Source organism: Streptomyces sp. NPDC058663 (assembly GCF_042716745.1).
Classification (GTDB): domain Bacteria; phylum Actinomycetota; class Actinomycetes; order Streptomycetales; family Streptomycetaceae; genus Streptomyces.
In genome coordinates, this window is the sequence record NZ_JBHXRV010000006.1 from 103,177 (window position 1) to 121,311 (window position 18,135).

Consider the following 18,135-nt stretch of genomic DNA (forward strand, 5'->3'; position numbering starts at 1 on the left):
ATGGCGGAGAACAACCCGCTGAAGGTCCACAACCTCCGTCCGGCCCCGGGCGCCAAGACCGCCAAGACCCGTGTGGGTCGTGGTGAGGCGTCGAAGGGTAAGACGGCAGGCCGTGGTACCAAGGGCACGAAGGCCCGTTACCAGGTTCCGCAGCGCTTCGAGGGTGGCCAGATGCCCCTCCACATGCGCCTGCCGAAGCTGAAGGGCTTCAAGAACCCGTTCCGCACGGAGTTCCAGGTCGTGAACCTGGACAAGCTGGCCGAGCTCTACCCCGAGGGTGGAGAGGTCACGGTGGCCGACCTGGTCGCCAAGGGCGCCGTGCGCAACAACCACCTCGTCAAGGTCCTGGGCCAGGGCGAGATCTCCGTGGCACTGACGGTTTCGGTTGACGCCGCTTCCGCCTCCGCCAAGGAGAAGATCGCTGCCGCGGGCGGCAGCGTCACCGAGCTCGTCTGAGACCGGCTGACACGCAGTAGAGCCTGATGGGCTGTCCCTCGCTGAGCGAGCGGGCAGCCCATCAGGCTTCTCTGCGTTCCGGGCACCGTTGTTCAGATGTCGTCCGTCAGGCTTGCTGGGCGGCCACGGCCGGCCACCGGTTTGTCAGTCCGCGTGCTTTCAGGCAGGCCTGCAGCCGGCTTTCCACCTGCAACTTGTGGAGCAGACGCGTCACGTACATCTTGACCGTCGATTCCTTGATCCCCAGCGATCTGGCAATGTGCTGATTGCTCAGTCCGTCGGCGAGCAGATCCAGTACTTCGCGTTCCCGCGGCGACAAGTAGGGGATAGGTGCTCTGTGGTGCAGGAATTCCCTGGTCGCCTTGCGGGGGTAATAGACATATCCAGCTTTGACGGCCTGGATTGCTCTTCCGAAGTCTTCCGGTGAGGCCTGGTGCGGAAGCACACCGGAAAGACCTGCGGAAAGCAATTCGGGGTTGAGATAGGACCCGGGTGCGAGGCCGAAGCTCACGACGAGGTGATGTCCCGCGTGGTTGAGCATGTCATTGAATGCGGAAGAAGTGCCGTCGGGTGACGCGGTGGCCGCGCTCACCAGGATGATGTCGGGTTCATGCTCGTCAAGGGCGGCCAGCGGGCTGCGGCACGGGATCGCGGCGAGCACGCGCACTCCTGGCAGGGCGCCGATGATGTGCTGGACGCCGGTACGTGTCACCGGATCGTCGTCCACGATGAGAACCGTCGTCTGTTCGGATGCTGTCAGATCCATTGCTCCCCCGGACTGAACGTTCGCGCATGAGGGCGACACGCCGCTCGCGACTGGTCAGTGTCACCGCGTCGTGCCTCCGAGTGATCAGCTTATCGCGGGGGGTGCAGGCGACGGGGGTGAGTATCGGCGGGCTGCCTGGCTGCCTGGCTGCCGCTCGGGGACCGCAGGTGCGGAATGCGGAATACGGCGGACCGGGAACTCGGGCACGGGGAAACGCTGGGTACGGGGAAACGTCGGCCCAGTGAAACGCGGGACACAGAAAAGCGTCGGTCCCGCGTGGCGCGGGACCGACGATTCGCTGGGGCGCCTACCGCCCTACCGCCCTACCGCCCTACCGCTCTACCGGCCTGGTGGTGGCTGGGAGGGCTTGCAGTCCTGCCAGTCCGGCTGCCAGTCGGGAAGCCCCTTCGAGGTCCCGACGGAACCCTTGTCGATGACCGTGCCCACCTGCCCCGAGGGCCCCTTGAGCTTCACGACCCGGTCGGGGTAGGAGCCGCCGCCGTCGGTGTACTCGGTGGTGACCATCCCGTCGGTGACCTTCCAGGCCGACGTGCCCTTGCCGGACCGCTTGGCGTCGGCCGGAATTCTGGCCGGGCCGAAGATCTCCTCGACCACCATGTCCAGGGTCTCGGGCCGCGGGCCGGGCATCTGCTGGATGGTCTCCGCACAGGCCGACCAGTCCCGGACCGTGATGACCTCCGGGGAGCCGGCCTTCCAGAGGCGCTCCTCGGTCACTCGTCCGTCGACGCGGGAGAGGAAGCGCAGGGTGTCGATCCGCTCGCTGCGGTGGGACGCGTAGATGCTGACGTGACGACCGGGCGGGTCGCCCCCGCTCCCCGCTTCCGTCATCAGGGTCTCGGTGAAGCTCACCAGGGCGATCGCCGCCGGTGCGGGTTCCGGCTTCGGCGCCGGGGCGCGGAGGGCGACGACGGACCCGGCCACGGCGAGGGCCGCGAGCCCGGAGGTGAGGAGCCATGTGCGCTTCGTCATGAGCAGTCCAGCGTGGTCGGTCCGGGACGGCGGGCAGCCGTGGGAGGACGGGGCTCCCCGCCGCGCGAGGTACGGCGGGGAGCACCCGTGGGTGCGTAGGGGGTCAGCAGGTGAAGCGGCTGGACGGACCGTTGCCGTGGCCCACCCGCGGTCCGCTGCCGCCCCTGACGGTGCCGGCCACACGGTAGTTGTGGTTGCCCTCGCCGGCGCACTGCCAACTCAGGATGGTGTACCCGCGGTTACCGGCCCAGGTGTCCTTGTCGAGCGCCGACCAGCCGTGCCAGCGGTGGTACTGGAGCGTGGCGGCGAGACTGAAGCCCGAACAGTTGTTGAGGGTCTTGTAACCGGCGATGGAGCGCGGCTGGGCGTGCGACGTCTTCCACGGCTTGTCCAGCTTGAGCGTGCAGGTGGCCGCTGCCGCGAGGGCGGTGGGGGCGGCGGCGGGCTCGACGGTCACCTCGGCCGTCGGGTTGCCCGCGGGCGCCGTGAGGGACGTACTGTCCGCCGTCGTGGTGGGGGCGCCGCCCGCCGTCGCGGTGGAGGCGCCGAGCAGGAGCAGGCCGCAGGCGGCCGACACGGTAATGAAGGACTTCTTCAAGGATTCCCCCTGGAGGAACTGAGGCGCGGTCTTCGACGTTCCGTTCACGTGGGACGTCTGCGCACCACTGTGATGTCAGGGGCTTTGCCTTGTCAGGACCTTCTTTAGTGCGGCGGGCGCCCGACCAAAGTCGATCCGGCCCCGGTGCAGGTGGGGCGAGTCGTATACGCGTCTCGATCGTTGTGCATCGAGGGGCCCGAAAACCGGGCGGTTCGCCCGTATTGCGGGCACGCCGGGCGGCAGCGCTCGCACCCCCGAGCCCGCTGGTTGTTCCTGCGGCCGGGAGGGCCAGGTAGGGTGGCGTTGCTAATCTCTGGGCAGCCTGCACCATCGTAGGACTGCCTTGTTGTTAACCGCCGATTCTCTTCATCCCGTCACTTCTCGCGCTGAGCGCGAGTCGCAGGAGGCACCGTGCTCACCGCGTTCGCCCGGGCGTTCAAGACGCCTGACCTGCGCAAGAAGCTGCTCTTCACCCTCGGCATCATCGTACTTTTCAGGCTCGGATCGCACATTCCGGTCCCCGGCGTGAATTACAAGAACGTCCAGACGTGCCTGAACCAGGCTGATTCCGGCGCTGGGCTGCTCGGCATGATGCAGATGTTCAGTGGCGGTGCGTTGTTGCAGATCAGTATCTTCGCGCTCGGCATCATGCCGTACATCACGGCGAGCATCATCCTTCAGCTGCTGACCGTGGTCATCCCGCGGCTGGAAGCCCTGAAGAAGGAGGGGCAGTCCGGTACGGCGAAGATCACGCAGTACACGCGGTACCTGACTGTGGCGCTCGCGGTCCTGCAGGGCACCGGCCTGGTGGCAACGGCCAACTCCGGTGCGCTGTTCCAGGCTTGCCCCGAGGCGATCCGGTCGCAGATCGTGCCCGACAAGTCGGTCTTCACCACCGTCGTCATGGTCATCACGATGACGGCCGGCACCGCCATGGTCATGTGGCTCGGTGAGCTCGTCACCGACCGCGGCATCGGCAACGGCATGTCCATCCTGATGTTCATCTCGATCGCCGCGGGCTTCCCTACGTCGCTCTGGGCCATCAAGGACGCCGGCAAGATGGCCGACGGCTGGATCGAGTTCGGCATCGTCATCCTCGTCGGATTCGCGATGGTCGGCCTCGTGGTGTTCGTGGAGCAGGCTCAGCGCCGCATCCCCGTCCAGTACGCGAAGCGCATGATCGGCCGGAAGTCGTACGGGGGGACGTCGACGTACATCCCGCTGAAGGTGAACCAGGCGGGTGTGATCCCCGTGATCTTCGCTTCTTCGCTGCTCTACATCCCCGCCCTGATCGTCCAGTTCTCCGGATCCACCGCCGGCTGGGCCCAGTGGATCCAGAACAACATGGTCAAGGGCGACCATCCCTACTACATCGTCACGTACTTCCTCCTGATCGTGTTCTTCGCCTTCTTCTATGTGGCGATCTCGTTCAACCCCGAGGAAGTTGCCGACAACATGAAGAAGTATGGTGGCTTCATCCCGGGCATCCGGGCAGGTCGACCTACTGCTGAGTACCTGAGTTACGTGCTGAACCGCATCACGTGGCCGGGATCGCTGTACCTGGGTCTGATCGCTCTCGTGCCGACGATGGCGTTGGCAGGTTTCGGTGCCAGCCAGGACTTCCCGTTCGGCGGCACAAGCATCCTCATCATCGTGGGTGTGGGTCTGGAGACCGTGAAGCAGATCGAGAGCCAGCTCCAGCAGCGCAATTACGAAGGGTTCCTCCGCTGATGCGTATCGTCCTCGTCGGGCCGCCGGGCGCGGGCAAGGGAACGCAGGCCGCGTTCCTCGCCACGAACCTGTCGATTCCGCACATTTCGACGGGTGACCTCTTCCGGGCCAACATCAGCCAGGGCACCGCCCTCGGTCTGCAGGCCAAAGCCATCATGGATGCCGGAAATCTGGTCCCCGACGAGGTCACGATCGGTATGGCGCTGGACCGCATGGCCCAGAGCGACGCCGAGCACGGCTTCCTTCTCGACGGCTTCCCCCGCAACGTCTTCCAGGCCGAGGCCCTGGACGCGGCGCTGAAGGAGCAGGGGCAGAAGCTGGATGCCGTCCTGGACCTGGAGGTCCCGGAGGAAGAGGTCGTGAAGCGGATCGCCGGCCGGCGCATCTGCCGCAACGATTCGGCGCACGTCTTCCACGCCACGTACAGCCCGCCGAAGGCCGAGGGCGTCTGCGACGTCTGCGGCGGCGAGCTCTACCAGCGTCCGGACGACACCGAGGAGACCGTGCGCAAGCGGCTCGACGTCTACCACACGCAGACCGAGCCCATCATCGACCACTACAAGGCGCAGGGCCTGGTGGTCACCCTCTCCGCGGAAGGCAAGGTCGCCGAGGTGACCAAGCGCGCGATGGACGCCCTGAAGCGCCCCGAAGAGGGTCAGGGCGCTTAAGCGCAGCCCGGCTCATATACGTACGACGGTGAAGGCCGCGGTGTCCTCAGGGCGCCGCGGCCTCACTGTTGTGGCCGTACTGTGGAAACCGAAGTCATACGAGCGTGGAAGGCACACCCATGGTGGAGATCAAGACCCCCGAGCAGATCGCGAAGATGCGTGAGGCGGGCCTGGTCGTCGCCGCCATTCACGCGGCGACCCGCGAGGCGGCCGTTCCGGGCGCCAGCACCAAGGACCTGGACGAGGTCGCCCGCAAGGTGCTCGCCGAGCACGGCGCCAAGTCGAACTTCCTCGGGTACGGGGGCTTCCCCGCGACCATCTGCACCTCGGTGAACGAGGTCGTCGTGCACGGCATCCCCGACGAGAAGACCGTCCTCAAGGACGGCGACATCATTTCGGTCGACTGCGGCGCCATCGTCGACGGCTGGCACGGCGACGCGGCGTACACCGCCTTCGTCGGCTCGGGACACGCGCCCGAGCTCCTGGAGCTCTCCCGGGTGACCGAGGAGTCGATGTGGGCCGGCATCGCCGCCATGAAGCAGGGCAACCGCCTCGTCGACATCTCCAAGTCGATCGAGGGCTACATCCGCCGCCAGCCCCGCCCGGCCACCGGCAAGTACGGGATCATCGAGGACTTCGGCGGGCACGGCATCGGCTCCGAGATGCACATGGACCCGCACCTGCTGAACTACGTCACGCGCAAGCGCGGCAAGGGCATCAAGCTGGTGCCGGGTGTGTGCCTGGCGATCGAGCCGATGGTCTCGCTGGGTACGGCCCAGACCGAGACCCTCGCCGACGACTGGACGGTCATCACGACGGACGGCACCTGGTCCTCGCACTGGGAGCACTCCATCGCCCTGACCGAGGACGGCCCCCTGGTGCTGACCGCGGTCGACGGCGGCAAGGCGAAGCTGGCGGAGTACGGCATCACGGCGGCGCCGGACCCGCTGGGCTGAGGGTGGGACGTCGGCCGGAGGCCGGCGCAGCGGCACGAAGCAGGTGAGGCGCCTCCGGGCGCCGTGCCCGCGAGGGCTGCGTGGTGAAGGGGCCGGGATCACGGCGGCGCCGGACCCGCTGGCCTGAGGGTGGGACGTCGGCCGGAGGCCGGCGCAGCGGCACGATGCAGGTGAGGCGCCTCCGGGCGCCGTGCCCGCGAGGGCTGCGTGGTGAAGGGGCCGGCATCACGGCGGCGCCGGACCCGCTGGCCTGAGGGCGGGCCGGCGTGGGGCGGGCCCACTGGCGGGCCGGTCCCCGCTGGCGTAACGATCATCAGGGTTGGGCAAACTTGACGGATTCGTCTTTTCGAGTGGCCTGACGTAGACTGACTCGTCGGCTCGCGTGCATCCGTATGCCTGCATACGGAGTGCGTAAGTCGATCAAGGTAGCCGATTCGAAGGGCGAAGCGTGGCCAAGAAGCAAGGTGCCATCGAAATCGAGGGCACCGTGATCGAGTCCCTCCCGAACGCAATGTTCAAGGTGGAACTGCAGAACGGTCACAAAGTCCTCGCGCACATCAGCGGCAAGATGCGGATGCACTACATCCGCATCCTTCCGGATGACCGGGTCGTCGTGGAGCTGTCTCCGTACGACCTGACGCGCGGCCGGATCGTCTACCGGTACAAGTAGATCTTGCCGCGCCCCTTCCGGGGGGCGAGTGGCACTGACCCGGAGAACCTGACATCCCATGAAGGTCAAGCCGAGCGTCAAGAAGATCTGCGACAAGTGCAAGGTGATCCGCCGTCACGGCCGGGTCATGGTCATCTGCGACAACCTGCGCCACAAGCAGCGCCAGGGCTGACGCACGACCTTTCCTGCATCTCGCAGTTCTTCGCGCGACGCAAGCAATTCGTACATACGCAGAGCACGTCCAGTCCGCTCCACGGATGACTGGCGGCACCTCCGGCGGGGGCCGGGGACCCGGACGTACCACGCCCGCTCGGTGACACGTCACCGGGACGGGATCGGCGGTCGGGAGCAGCTCTGTGGAAGACCCCCGAAATAACAACTGGAGCCATTGAATGGCACGCGTTTCAGGTGTTGACATCCCGCGCGAAAAGCGTGTGGAGATCGCACTCACCTACGTCTTCGGTATCGGGCGCACCCGGTCCAAGGAGATCCTCTCCTCCACCGGTGTGAACCCGAACACCCGCGTTCGTGACCTGGCCGAAGAGGACCTGGTCAAGATCCGCGAGTACGTGGACGCCAACCTGCGCACCGAGGGTGACCTCCGTCGCGAGGTGCAGGCCGACATCCGCCGCAAGGTCGAGATCGGCTGCTACCAGGGTCTGCGTCACCGCCGCGGTCTCCCGGTCCACGGTCAGCGCACCAGCACCAACGCGCGTACCCGCAAGGGCCCGCGTCGCGCGATCGCCGGTAAGAAGAAGCCGGGCAAGAAGTAGTCCTCAGCCGGACGCTTATCAAGCGGTCTTCGCTGTAGGACCGATCACCTCCCTCTCCAGCTGGAGTAAGACATGCCCCCCAAGGGACGTCAGGGCGCTGCCAAGAAGGTGCGCCGCAAGGAAAAGAAGAACGTCGCTCACGGCCACGCGCACATCAAGAGCACGTTCAACAACACGATCGTGTCCATCACGGACCCGACCGGCAACGTGATCTCGTGGGCCTCCGCCGGCCACGTGGGCTTCAAGGGCTCGCGCAAGTCGACCCCCTTCGCCGCGCAGATGGCCGCCGAGTCGGCCGCCCGCCGCGCGCAGGAGCACGGCATGCGCAAGGTCGACGTCTTCGTCAAGGGTCCCGGCTCCGGCCGTGAGACCGCGATCCGCTCCCTCCAGGCCACGGGCCTCGAGGTCGGTTCGATCCAGGACGTCACCCCGACGCCGCACAACGGCTGCCGCCCGCCGAAGCGCCGTCGCGTCTGATTCGTCGCCCTTCCCGGGCGTCGCGTCTGCAATACCTCGTGTCGTGAGTGGCCGTGCGGAGACCGACCTCCGTACGGTGCTCGCCTCGCGTTTCGGGCGGTACAGCTCCTTGGAGCCGTACCGCCCGTACCCTTGTGGTAGTTGGCGTCAAATAGTGGGCGCCAAGAACAAAGGAACCCCATGCTTATTGCACAGCGCCCGTCGCTGACCGAAGAGGTCGTCGACGAGTACCGCTCCCGGTTCGTCATCGAGCCGCTGGAGCCCGGCTTCGGTTACACGCTCGGCAACTCGCTGCGCCGTACCCTCCTGTCGTCCATCCCGGGTGCCGCTGTCACCAGCATCCGGATCGACGGTGTCCTGCACGAGTTCACCACCGTGCCGGGCGTCAAGGAGGACGTCACCGACCTCATCCTCAACATCAAGCAGCTGGTCGTCTCCTCGGAGCACGACGAGCCGGTCGTGATGTACCTGCGCAAGCAGGGTCCCGGCCTGGTCACCGCTGCTGACATCGCCCCGCCGGCCGGTGTCGAGGTCCACAACCCGGACCTCGTCCTGGCGACGCTGAACGGCAAGGGCAAGCTGGAGATGGAGCTGACCGTCGAGCGCGGTCGCGGCTACGTCTCCGCCGTCCAGAACAAGCAGGTGGGCCAGGAGATCGGCCGTATTCCGGTCGACTCCATCTACTCGCCGGTGCTCAAGGTCACGTACAAGGTCGAGGCGACCCGTGTCGAGCAGCGCACCGACTTCGACAAGCTGATCGTCGACGTCGAGACCAAGCAGGCCATGCGCCCGCGCGACGCCATGGCGTCCGCCGGTAAGACCCTGGTCGAGCTGTTCGGTCTGGCGCGCGAGCTCAACATCGACGCCGAGGGCATCGACATGGGCCCGTCCCCGACGGACGCCGCCCTGGCCGCCGATCTGGCGCTGCCGATCGAGGAGCTCGAGCTCACCGTCCGGTCGTACAACTGCCTCAAGCGCGAGGGCATCCACTCGGTGGGCGAGCTCGTGGCCCGTTCCGAGGCGGACCTGCTCGACATTCGCAACTTCGGTGCGAAGTCGATCGACGAGGTCAAGATGAAGCTCAACGGCATGGGCCTGGCCCTCAAGGACAGCCCTCCCGGGTTCGACCCGACCGCCGCCGCCGACGCCTTCGGCGCCGACGACGACGCGGATGCCGGTTTCGTGGAGACCGAGCAGTACTAAGCATTGCCCCCGGGCGCGCGCCGTGAGGTGCGCGCCCGGCACAGACTGCCCGTGAGCGTCCGCTCGTGGGGCCCTGACACCGGTACCTGATACGGCCGGTGCAGACACTAGGAGAATCACCATGCCGCGTCCCGCAAAGGGTGCCCGTCTGGGCGGCAGCGCCGCGCACGAGAAGCTGCTCCTCGCGAACCTCGCGAAGTCGCTCTTCGAGCACGGCCGCATCACGACGACGGAGGCCAAGGCCCGCCGCCTGCGCCCCGTCGCCGAGCGCCTCGTCACCAAGGCGAAGAAGGGCGACATCCACAACCGTCGCCTGGTGCTCCAGACGATCACGGACAAGAGCATCGTCCACACGCTCTTCACCGAGATCGCCCCGCGCTACGAGAACCGCCCCGGTGGTTACACGCGCATCACCAAGATCGGCAACCGTCGTGGTGACAACGCCCCGATGGCCGTGATCGAGCTCGTCGAGGCCCTCACCGTGCAGCAGAACGCTGTGGGCGAGGCCGAGGCCGCCACGAAGCGCGCCGTGAAGGAAGACGACTCCAAGAAGGCCGAGCAGGCCGAGGGTGTCGAGGACACGAAGACCGAGGGCGACGAGTCCAAGTAGTACCCCGCAGTACCTGGACGGGCCCGTTCCCAGTTTTTCTGGGGGCGGGCCCGTTCTGTGTTTCCGTGTGTTCCGGGTGAGCGTGGAGGTTGGTTGTGGCTGACGAGGTGGCGGACGGTTTCGTACGGGTCCGGCTGGACCTTTCGTACGACGGCAAGGATTTCTCCGGGTGGGCGAAGCAGCCCAGCGGGCGGCGGACCGTGCAGGGGGAGATCGAGGCCGCGCTGCGCACGGTGACCCGGTCGGACACGACGTACGACCTCACCGTGGCCGGGCGCACCGACTCCGGGGTGCACGCGCGCGGGCAGGTGGCGCACGTGGACCTGCCCGCGGAGGTGTGGGCGGAGCACGAGGGAAAGCTGCTGCGGCGGCTGGCCGGGCGGCTTCCGCACGACGTACGGGTGTGGAGTGCGGCGCGGGCGCCGGAGGGGTTCAACGCGCGGTTCTCGGCGATCTGGCGGCGTTACCAGTACCGGGTGACGGACCACCCGGGCGGCGTCGACCCGCTGATCCGCAGTCATGTGCTGTGGCACGACTGGACGTTGGACGTCGAGAAGATGAACGAGGCGTCGGCGAAGCTGCTCGGTGAGCACGACTTCGCGGCGTACTGCAAGAAGCGGGAGGGTGCGACGACCATCCGCACGCTGCAGGAACTGTGGTGGGAGCGGGGGGCCGACGGGGTGGTCGCCGGGACCGTGCGGGCCGATGCCTTCTGCCACAACATGGTGCGCTCACTGGTGGGGGCGCTGCTGTACGTGGGGGACGGGCACCGGGAGGTGGAGTGGCCGGCGAAGGTGCTGGCCGCCGGGGTGCGGGACTCGTCGGTGCACGTGGTGAAGGCGCACGGGCTGACGCTGGAGGAAGTGGCCTACCCGGCGGACGAGTTGCTGGCGGCTCGCGCGGTCGAGGCGCGGAATGTGCGGACCCTGCCCGGCGCGCCGGGAAGCGGGGACACGGGGGGCGGCTGTTGCTGAGGGGGAACGGCTGCTTCTGAAGGCCTGGTGCGGCCCGTGAGGCTTGTGCTGTCCGGGCCCGGGGCATTGTCAGTGGGCTGTGCGATGGTGATTTCGGGCGTCGCTCCGAGCGGCGCACGGGGGCTCCGAGGGGCTGCGGAGAGGACGCTGAGGGGGCGGGTTCGGATGACGGGGGCGGAGAAGCGCGGGGTGGTGGTGCTGTTCGTCGCGGTGCTGCTGTTCGTGGTGGGAGTGCTGCCGCGCGTACTGGAGCGGGGCGGCGGGGAACAGCGGATCGGAGTGGCGGGGGCCGCGCTGGGCATCCCGCGGGTGGCGCAGACCCCCGGCGGGTCCGGTACTTCCGGGTCGTCGGGGGCGGTGCCCTCCGGCGGAGTTCCGGGGAAGTCGTCCGGGGCCGCCTCGGCGGGGGCCGGGGACGCCGTGCCGGACGGGGGCGAGCGGGAGGACGAGCCGGACGCCGAGGAGCGGGCCGAGGCGTTCGCCGCGATACGGGCCGGGGACTGCCTCGCCCTGTACGACACGGGGAAGGGCTGGAACACCCGGATACCGCAGAAGGTGAGCTGCTCCGGCGAGGCGGGGCTCAGCCGGGTGAGTGCGGTGCGGACCGGCTGGAGCGCGTGTCCCACGGGCGACGGGCTGTCGTACGTGGTGAGTGTGACGGACGGGCGCAAGCGGGTGCTGTGCCTGGCCCGGCAGTACAGGCCCGGGTACTGCGTACTGGCGGAGAAGGAGACCCAGGGCGGCAGCACGCGCATGCGGCTGGGCTCGATGACGGCCGTGGACTGTTCGGCCAGGGCGCCGCGGTCTCCGTACAACACGGTCCTGCACATCACCGGCGTGTACGGGCCGTCGTCGGGGCGGGGTCCCGGGGAGTGCGCGCGGGCGGCGGGGGACCGGACCTACTACTGGTCCTGGCCGGTCGGCGTCGACTCGACCCTGCTGTGCACGATGGTCTACCGGGGGTAGGGGCGGGGCGTCGGCTCGGCGGTTGGGTGGACCGAGGGGGTTCGGTTCAGCGGCGGGTGGTGGCCCACAGGAGGGCGCCCGCGGCGGCCAGGGCGGCGAAGGTGGCGGCGCCGAGTCCGTACAGGAAGGGGAACCAGACCAGGGTGAGCAGGAGGCAGTAGCCGGCTGCCAGGACGGAGAGGCCGATCTGGAGGAGGGCCGGACCGCTGCGGTTGAAGCGCACCACGATGGCGATGAGGACTGCCGCCCACAGGAACGCCCGAGGCTGGTCGAAGGTGAGGATGCGGGCGAGTTCGCTGATCGCCTCGTACCAGTTCCGCTTCATCAGGTCGGCCTGGAGACGGGCGATCTCGCGCAGTTCGGGGGAGCCGCCCGCGGCCAGCTGGGCCGGGGTGAGGTTGCTGACCGAGGCGCGGAAGTACTCGTAGACGGCCAGCAGGGTGAAGCCGAGGGCGTGCAGGGCGCCGGTGGTGAAGCCGGTGGCACGCCGGCGACGGGCGGCCTGGAGCTCGGCGTCGTCCAGCGCCGCACGGTCCGGGGCGGGGGGAGCGCCGTCCGGGTACTGGCGGTGCTGGTTGAACTGAGCGGCGGGGTGCGCGCCGGAGTCGGCGCGGGCGCGTGGCCGTGCGGGGGAGCCGGCTCGGAGGGACGTGGTGGGCGGGTCCTGCGGGGATCGGGGCCGGGCGGGAGCTGGGGAGGGGCGGGGGATTCCGGCTGCCTTGCGGGGGCCGGCGGCGTTGCGGGGGCCGGTGCCGATCGCCTTGCGGGGGTTGGGGCCGTCTGTTGGTCGTGGGCGGGGGCCGGCGTGGGGGCCGCTGGTGCCGGTGTGGGCGCTGGTGCCGGTACGGGAGCCGGTGCCGGAGCGGGGGCTGGGGGTGCTGGAGCGCGGGCGGCCGGTGCCGGTGCCTGTGCGCGTGGCGCCGGCGGGTGGCGCCGGGGGCGGACCGGGGGGCGTGGGCTGAGTGAAGGGGGCGGCCGGGAGGGTGGGCCAGGGGGAGCGGGGGCGGCTGGTGGGCGGCGGGTCCTGCTGCGGCTCCGGCTCAAGGTCCCGCTGAGGGGAAGCGGCCGGGGCGGGGGTGGCTGGAGCCGGAGTGGTGGGGTGGGGTGTGCTGGTGGGCTCCGGGCCGGTTCGGGTGGCCGGAGCCGGAGCCGGACCGGGAGTAGGGGGGTGGGGTGTGCTGGTGGGGTGCGGACCGGTCGGGGTGAGCGGAGTGGTCGGGGTGGCCGGCCTGACCGGACTGGCCGGAGTGGCCGGAGTGGGAGAGGGCGGCTTCCGGGGGGCGGCAGGGGGCTCCAGCGAGGGCGGGCGGGTGGTGTCCGAGGGGGCTTGGGAGGGCTCGTTCGCGGTGGCGGGCGGGTCCGTCCTGGCGGGCTCGGAGGGCGCGGCGGTTCTGGTGGGCCGGGAGGGCGCGGCGGTCTTGGCGGGCCCGGAGGGCTCGGGTTGCGTCCCGGGGGGTGGGGGAGCGGTGTGGTCCTCGGTTGCGGGGCCGTCGGGGGTGGCTGCCGTCGGGTGGTCCTCGTCGTGGTGGTCCATGCGGTTCAGCCCCCGGGGTGTGGCGGTCCGGTACCGCCTCGGCGGCCAGGGTAGTCAGGGGGCGGGTGGGCGGCCAGAGGCGGAGTGGGTCAGCTGTGCAGGGTGCCGGAGGCGGCGGCGGCCGAGGCCTGGGTGCGGCCCCGCTCGACGATGCGCAGGAAGGTGTACTTGGCGGCGTCGTCGCCGAGGGCGAAGACCGGCCTGTCGCCAGTGGTGACGTTCCGCTTGTTGTCGGTGAAGCCGGCCACGGTGAAGTAGGCGTAGCGGCCGTAGGAATTGGCCGTCTTGCGGCAGATCGTGCCGTTGCGGCAGAAGGTGGGGACGCCCGCGCCCGGGAGGGAGGCGATGCCGTCCTTGACCTCGTTCTTGGCCTTGAGGGCCTCGGCCTCGGTCTTGAAGACCGCGACGCCGACCGTCACCGCCGCGCCGCCCTTGGTGAAGGTGGCGCGGATGACCTGGTCGCAGCCGTTGCGGGTGAGGATGCCGCCGAGGGCGCCCTGGGCGGCGGAGGCACAGGCGGTGACCCGGTTCGTGGCGCCCTTGTCGTAGGAACGCCCCTCCAGCGTCAGGGACTTGCCGGGAAAGAGGGTGTCCGCGCTGAGGGGGGCCTTGTCCTTGTCGGCGCTGGAGATGAACTCCTTGGGGTCCGGCGGGGGCGGCGGTGCCACCGGTGAGAAGGAGGGCGCCGGTCCTGCGGACTGCGTGGGCAGGCTCTCCGGGGAGGGGAGCGCGGAGTTCTTGCCGTCGGACGAGGTGCCACCCGCCGCGACGACGGCGGTGGCCACCAGGGCGCCCACGACGAGGGTGGCCAGTACACCGCCGCCCACGTAGAGGAGGCGCTTGCGGCGGGTGCGGGACGCGGCGGCATCCGCGAGGGCGGCCCAGTCGGGGGTGGGTCCCGAACCGGGGGTGGGTCCCGGGTGGGGGGCGGCGGTGGGGTGGGCGCCAGTGCCAGTGCCGGTGCCGGTGCCAGTGCCCGGGCCCGGGTGGCCGGGGCCCTCGCTCGTACCCGGGCCGAAGCCCGCGCCCGGGACGGGGTGCGGGGCAGCCCCCGGCGCCGTGGGGCCGGGCTCGTTCCTGACGAGCTGCACCGGGGGCATCGGCGCGGCCGGCTGGCGGGTCGGCTGGGCCTGCTGGGGCTGGTCTGCCAGGTACGGGTTCGGGGCCGGCTGCTGGGGCTGGGGGGCGGCGCCGTACGGGTTCGGATGGGCCGCACCGCCGTGGGGGTGCGGGTGGGTGGCGTACGGGTTCGGCTGCGGGGCGCCGTAGGGGCCGGGCTGAGCGGCGGGGTACCCGTGGGGGCCCAGCTGAGCGGCGGGGTACCCGTGGGGGCCGGGCTGAGCCGCGGGGTCTCCGTGGGGGCCGGGTGGCGGCGGGGTGGTCCCGTGCGGGCCGGGCTGGTTGGAGCCGTGCGGGCCGGGCCGGGCCGCGGAGCCGTACGGGCCGGGCTCGGCCGGGGGTGGGGTGGCGGGGTCCGGCGGGGAAGTGGCGTCGTAACTGCCCTGCTGTGGTGGGTTGTTGTCCTGCGGGGGCTGTCCCGCGGGGCCGCCGGAGGGTCCCCCATGCCCGAAGCTCATGCCGCGCATCCTAACGACTCGGACCCGGCGTGCCGCTTCCGCGCCGGGTGCCCGGGGCCGCCCGCTCGTCCGCCCGTACCGGCGCGTGCGGGGTGTGCGGGCCGGCGGCACCGTAATCCGGTTGGGAGGCGGTGCGGTGGACGGCGAGAATGATGCGCATGGGACATCTTGAGGTCGGACACGTCGAGTACTACTTGCCGGACGGGCGGGTGCTGCTCGGAGACGTCTCGTTCCGGGTGGGCGAGGGGGCCGTGGTGGCCCTGGTGGGGCCCAACGGAGCGGGCAAGACGACCCTGCTGAAGATCATCGCGGGCGAGCTGCAGGCTCACGGCGGCTCGGTCACCGTGAGTGGCGGGCTCGGGGTGATGGGGCAGTTCGTGGGTTCGGTGCGCGACGAGCGGACCGTGCGTGACCTGCTAGTTTCGGTGGCGCAGCCGCGGATCCGGACAGCGGCCGGCGCCGTGGACAAGGCCGAGGCCGCGATTCTCGAGCGCGACGACGAGGCCGCGCAGATGGAGTACGCGCAGGCGCTCAGCGACTGGGCCGAGGTGCAGGGGTACGAGGCCGAGACGGTCTGGGACATGTGCACCATGGCCGCGCTGGGCATTCCGTACGAGAAGGCGCAGTGGCGGGAGGTGCGCACGCTCAGCGGCGGCGAGCAGAAGCGGCTGGTGCTGGAGGCGCTGCTGCGCGGGCCCGACGAGGTGCTGCTGCTCGACGAGCCGGACAACTACCTGGACGTGCCCGGCAAGCGGTGGCTGGAGGGCAAGCTCAAGGAGACCCGCAAGACGGTCCTGTTCGTCAGCCACGACAGGGAGCTGCTGTCGCGGGCGGCGGAGAAGATCGCGAGCGTGGAGCCGGGCCCGACGGGGTCCGAGGTGTGGATCCACGGCGGGGGCTTCGACACGTACCACGAGGCGCGCAAGGAGCGTTTCGCCCGCTTCGAGGAACTGCGCCGGCGCTGGGACGAGAAGCACGCGCAGCTGAAGAAGCTGGTGCTGAACCTGCGGCAGGCGGCATCCATCAGCCACGAGCTGGCGTCCCGGTACGCCGCCGCGCAGACCAGGCTGCGGAAGTTCGAGGAGGTCGGGCCGCCGCCGGAGCCGCCGCGCGAGCAGGACATCACGATGCGGCTGCGCGGCGGACGCACCGGGGTGCGGGCGGTGACGTGCGAGGGGCTGGAGCTGACCGGCCTGATGAAGCCCTTCGACCTGGAGGTCTTCTACGGGGAGCGGGTCGCGGTCCTCGGATCGAACGGGTCAGGGAAGTCGCACTTCCTGCGGCTGCTGGCCGGGGACGACGTCAGGCACACGGGGAAGTGGAAGCTGGGGGCCCGGGTGGTGGCCGGGCACTTCGCGCAGACGCACGCGCATCCGGAGCTGATGGGGCGGACCCTCGTCGACATCCTGTGGGCCGAGCACTCCAAGGACCGTGGCGGCGCGATGTCCGTGCTGCGGCGGTACGAGCTGGAGGGGCAGGGCGACCAGGGCTTCGAGCGGCTGTCGGGCGGGCAGCAGGCGCGGTTCCAGATCCTGCTGCTGGAGCTGCGGGGGACGACGGCGCTGCTGCTCGACGAGCCGACGGACAACCTGGACCTGGAGTCGGCGGAGGCGTTGCAGGAGGGGCTGGAGGCGTACGAGGGGACGGTGCTGGCCGTCACCCACGACCGGTGGTTCGCGAAGTCCTTCGACCGGTATCTGGTCTTCGGGTCGGACGGGGTCGTGCGGGAGACGGCGGAGCCGGTGTGGGATGAGCGGAGGGTGGAGCGGGCTCGCTGACGCTCGGGGGGGCGGGGGGAGTAGGGGTGCGGGTGGCCCCGCCGCCCGAGGGGGCTGCGGGGAGGGTGCCGGGGTGGGACGTTTTGACCCGTCCGGGGGGGCGCGGGTAGTGTCAGGGGTTGTTATACGTATGGGCAGTAGCGTTTTCACGCGAAGGGCCCGTGCGTAGGTTCCCTGGAGCAGTTACCAGTGGCTCGCATACGGGCGGCGTCCCGGCATTGCGAGCCCCAGCTGCATGATCGCTTCAGGTGTGTCTGGATCCCATCCACTGAAGAAGCGAAGGCTACGAAGTGCGTACGTACAGCCCCAAGCCCGGCGATGTCACTCGCCAGTGGCACATCATTGACGCTCAGGACATCGTCCTGGGTCGTCTGGCGACCACGGCAGCGAACCTCCTGCGAGGCAAGCACAAGCCGACCTATGCCCCGCACATGGACATGGGTGACTTCGTCATCATCATCAACGCCGACAAGATCCACCTGTCGGGCAACAAGAAGACCCAGAAGATGGCGTACCGCCACTCCGGCTTCCCGGGCGGCCTCCGCTCCATGCGCTACGACGAGCTCATGGAGAAGAGCCCCGAGAAGGCCGTCGAGAAGGCCATCAAGGGCATGATCCCCAAGAACACCCTGGGCCGTCAGATGCTCTCGAAGCTGAAGGTCTACGCGGGCGACACGCACCCGCACGCTGCCCAGCAGCCGGTCCCGTTCGAGATCACCCAGGTCGCGCAGTAGTTCCGGCCACCCCCTAAGACGTACAGAAAGATCTGAGGAGAATCGTGGCCGAGACCACTGTTGAGAACCCCGTCGAGGGCACCGAGGGCGAAGAGACCTTCGCTGAGGTGACCACCTTCGAGTCGGAGGTTCCCGTCGAGGGCGAGTACACCAGCGAGTCGCTCGCCGGCCGCTTCGGCGACCCGCAGCCCGCCGCCGGCCTTGGCCGTCGCAAGAACGCCATCGCCCGCGTCCGGATCGTTCCGGGCACCGGCAAGTGGAAGATCAACGGGCGTACGCTCGAGGACTACTTCCCGAACAAGGTCCACCAGCAGGAAGTCAACGAGCCCTTCAAGGTGCTCGAGCTGGACGACCGCTACGACGTCGTCGCCCGTATCTCCGGTGGCGGTGTGTCCGGTCAGGCCGGTGCGCTCCGTCTCGGTGTCGCCCGTGCGCTGAACGAGGCCGACGTCGACAACAACCGCGCCATCCTGAAGAAGGCCGGCTTCCTCTCCCGCGACGACCGTGCGGTCGAGCGCAAGAAGGCCGGTCTCAAGAAGGCCCGCAAGGCGCCGCAGTACAGCAAGCGTTAATCACGCGCCTGCTGGCCGCACAACGCTTCACCGTTCGCCCCGGTGGCACTTTCCGTGCCACCGGGGCGTTCGTTTAGTTCGGATTGATCCTTATCGATCCCC

General features: G+C 69.5%; 20 protein-coding genes. 15 read left to right on the top strand and 5 right to left on the bottom strand.

What is annotated here, in order from left to right; translation table 11 throughout:
* On the top strand, window positions 1–456 hold the full coding sequence (gene rplO, locus ACFWVV_RS06340) for a 50S ribosomal protein L15 (protein WP_384349957.1): 456 nt from the start codon (window positions 1–3) through the stop codon (window positions 454–456).
* Between the two features lie 106 nt (window positions 457–562).
* Here rplO and ACFWVV_RS06345 read toward each other — a convergent pair whose 3' ends face one another.
* From ACFWVV_RS06345 to ACFWVV_RS06355, 3 genes are all read right to left on the bottom strand, one after another.
* The gene (locus tag ACFWVV_RS06345) at window positions 563–1,222 is read right to left on the bottom strand and encodes a LuxR C-terminal-related transcriptional regulator (protein ID WP_384349959.1); all 660 of its coding nucleotides are present in this window, start codon (window positions 1,220–1,222) and stop codon (window positions 563–565) included.
* A gap of 339 nt (window positions 1,223–1,561) precedes the next feature.
* Window positions 1,562–2,212, bottom strand: coding sequence for a hypothetical protein (locus ACFWVV_RS06350; protein ID WP_384349962.1), 651 nt, complete (start codon window positions 2,210–2,212; stop codon window positions 1,562–1,564).
* Window positions 2,213–2,315: 103 nt separating this feature from the next.
* Window positions 2,316–2,810 carry a hypothetical protein gene (locus tag ACFWVV_RS06355; protein WP_384349965.1) on the bottom strand — a complete coding sequence of 165 codons (495 nt, stop codon included), beginning with the start codon at window positions 2,808–2,810 and terminating at the stop codon, window positions 2,316–2,318.
* Between the two features lie 411 nt (window positions 2,811–3,221).
* On the opposite strand from ACFWVV_RS06355, the gene secY reads away from it, so the two are divergent.
* The 11 genes from secY to ACFWVV_RS06410 all read left to right on the top strand — a co-directional run bounded on the left by secY (window position 3,222) and on the right by ACFWVV_RS06410 (window position 11,838).
* On the top strand, window positions 3,222–4,541 hold the full coding sequence (gene secY / locus ACFWVV_RS06360) for a preprotein translocase subunit SecY (protein ID WP_384349967.1): 1,320 nt from the start codon (window positions 3,222–3,224) through the stop codon (window positions 4,539–4,541).
* Window positions 4,541–5,209, top strand: coding sequence for an adenylate kinase (locus ACFWVV_RS06365; protein WP_384349970.1), 669 nt, complete (start codon window positions 4,541–4,543; stop codon window positions 5,207–5,209). The genes secY and ACFWVV_RS06365 overlap by 1 nt, the downstream gene beginning before the upstream one ends.
* Before the next feature lie 119 nt (window positions 5,210–5,328).
* The gene (gene map / locus ACFWVV_RS06370; protein WP_384350157.1) at window positions 5,329–6,165 is read left to right on the top strand and encodes a type I methionyl aminopeptidase; all 837 of its coding nucleotides are present in this window, start codon (window positions 5,329–5,331) and stop codon (window positions 6,163–6,165) included.
* Between the two features lie 448 nt (window positions 6,166–6,613).
* Complete coding sequence (infA, locus tag ACFWVV_RS06375; RefSeq protein ID WP_003956442.1) at window positions 6,614–6,835, top strand: translation initiation factor IF-1; 222 nt, start codon at window positions 6,614–6,616, stop codon at window positions 6,833–6,835.
* A gap of 58 nt (window positions 6,836–6,893) precedes the next feature.
* A complete protein-coding gene (gene rpmJ / locus ACFWVV_RS06380) occupies window positions 6,894–7,007 on the top strand; it encodes a 50S ribosomal protein L36 (protein WP_003956441.1) in 114 nt (37 codons plus the stop codon).
* A 220-nt stretch (window positions 7,008–7,227) separates the two neighbouring features.
* Entirely contained in the window at window positions 7,228–7,608 is a 381-nt protein-coding gene (rpsM, locus tag ACFWVV_RS06385; protein ID WP_384349973.1) for a 30S ribosomal protein S13, read from the top strand.
* A 72-nt stretch (window positions 7,609–7,680) separates the two neighbouring features.
* Entirely contained in the window at window positions 7,681–8,085 is a 405-nt protein-coding gene (gene rpsK, locus ACFWVV_RS06390; protein WP_003948617.1) for a 30S ribosomal protein S11, read from the top strand.
* A gap of 180 nt (window positions 8,086–8,265) precedes the next feature.
* Window positions 8,266–9,288, top strand: a complete 1,023-nt coding sequence (locus tag ACFWVV_RS06395) for a DNA-directed RNA polymerase subunit alpha (RefSeq protein ID WP_185028035.1) — start codon at window positions 8,266–8,268, stop codon at window positions 9,286–9,288.
* A 121-nt stretch (window positions 9,289–9,409) separates the two neighbouring features.
* Window positions 9,410–9,898, top strand: coding sequence for a 50S ribosomal protein L17 (rplQ, locus tag ACFWVV_RS06400; protein ID WP_384349976.1), 489 nt, complete (start codon window positions 9,410–9,412; stop codon window positions 9,896–9,898).
* Between the two features lie 95 nt (window positions 9,899–9,993).
* On the top strand, window positions 9,994–10,872 hold the full coding sequence (gene truA / locus ACFWVV_RS06405; RefSeq protein WP_384349979.1) for a tRNA pseudouridine(38-40) synthase TruA: 879 nt from the start codon (window positions 9,994–9,996) through the stop codon (window positions 10,870–10,872).
* 165 nt (window positions 10,873–11,037) lie between these two features.
* Complete coding sequence (locus ACFWVV_RS06410) at window positions 11,038–11,838, top strand: hypothetical protein (RefSeq protein ID WP_384349982.1); 801 nt, start codon at window positions 11,038–11,040, stop codon at window positions 11,836–11,838.
* 46 nt (window positions 11,839–11,884) lie between these two features.
* On the opposite strand, the gene ACFWVV_RS06415 is transcribed toward ACFWVV_RS06410, so the two are convergent.
* Entirely contained in the window at window positions 11,885–13,372 is a 1,488-nt protein-coding gene (locus tag ACFWVV_RS06415) for a hypothetical protein (protein WP_384349985.1), read from the bottom strand.
* Between the two features lie 89 nt (window positions 13,373–13,461).
* Window positions 13,462–14,472, bottom strand: a complete 1,011-nt coding sequence (locus ACFWVV_RS06420) for a hypothetical protein (protein ID WP_384350160.1) — start codon at window positions 14,470–14,472, stop codon at window positions 13,462–13,464.
* A 626-nt stretch (window positions 14,473–15,098) separates the two neighbouring features.
* Between ACFWVV_RS06420 and ACFWVV_RS06425 the strand changes: the two genes are divergently transcribed.
* The 3 genes from ACFWVV_RS06425 to rpsI all read left to right on the top strand — a co-directional run bounded on the left by ACFWVV_RS06425 (window position 15,099) and on the right by rpsI (window position 18,033).
* Window positions 15,099–16,727, top strand: a complete 1,629-nt coding sequence (locus ACFWVV_RS06425) for an ABC-F family ATP-binding cassette domain-containing protein (RefSeq protein WP_384349988.1) — start codon at window positions 15,099–15,101, stop codon at window positions 16,725–16,727.
* Window positions 16,728–17,017: 290 nt separating this feature from the next.
* On the top strand, window positions 17,018–17,461 hold the full coding sequence (gene rplM / locus ACFWVV_RS06430) for a 50S ribosomal protein L13 (protein WP_189821091.1): 444 nt from the start codon (window positions 17,018–17,020) through the stop codon (window positions 17,459–17,461).
* Between the two features lie 44 nt (window positions 17,462–17,505).
* Window positions 17,506–18,033 carry a 30S ribosomal protein S9 gene (gene rpsI / locus ACFWVV_RS06435; RefSeq protein ID WP_384349992.1) on the top strand — a complete coding sequence of 176 codons (528 nt, stop codon included), beginning with the start codon at window positions 17,506–17,508 and terminating at the stop codon, window positions 18,031–18,033.
* The last annotated feature ends 102 nt before the right edge of the window (window positions 18,034–18,135 follow it).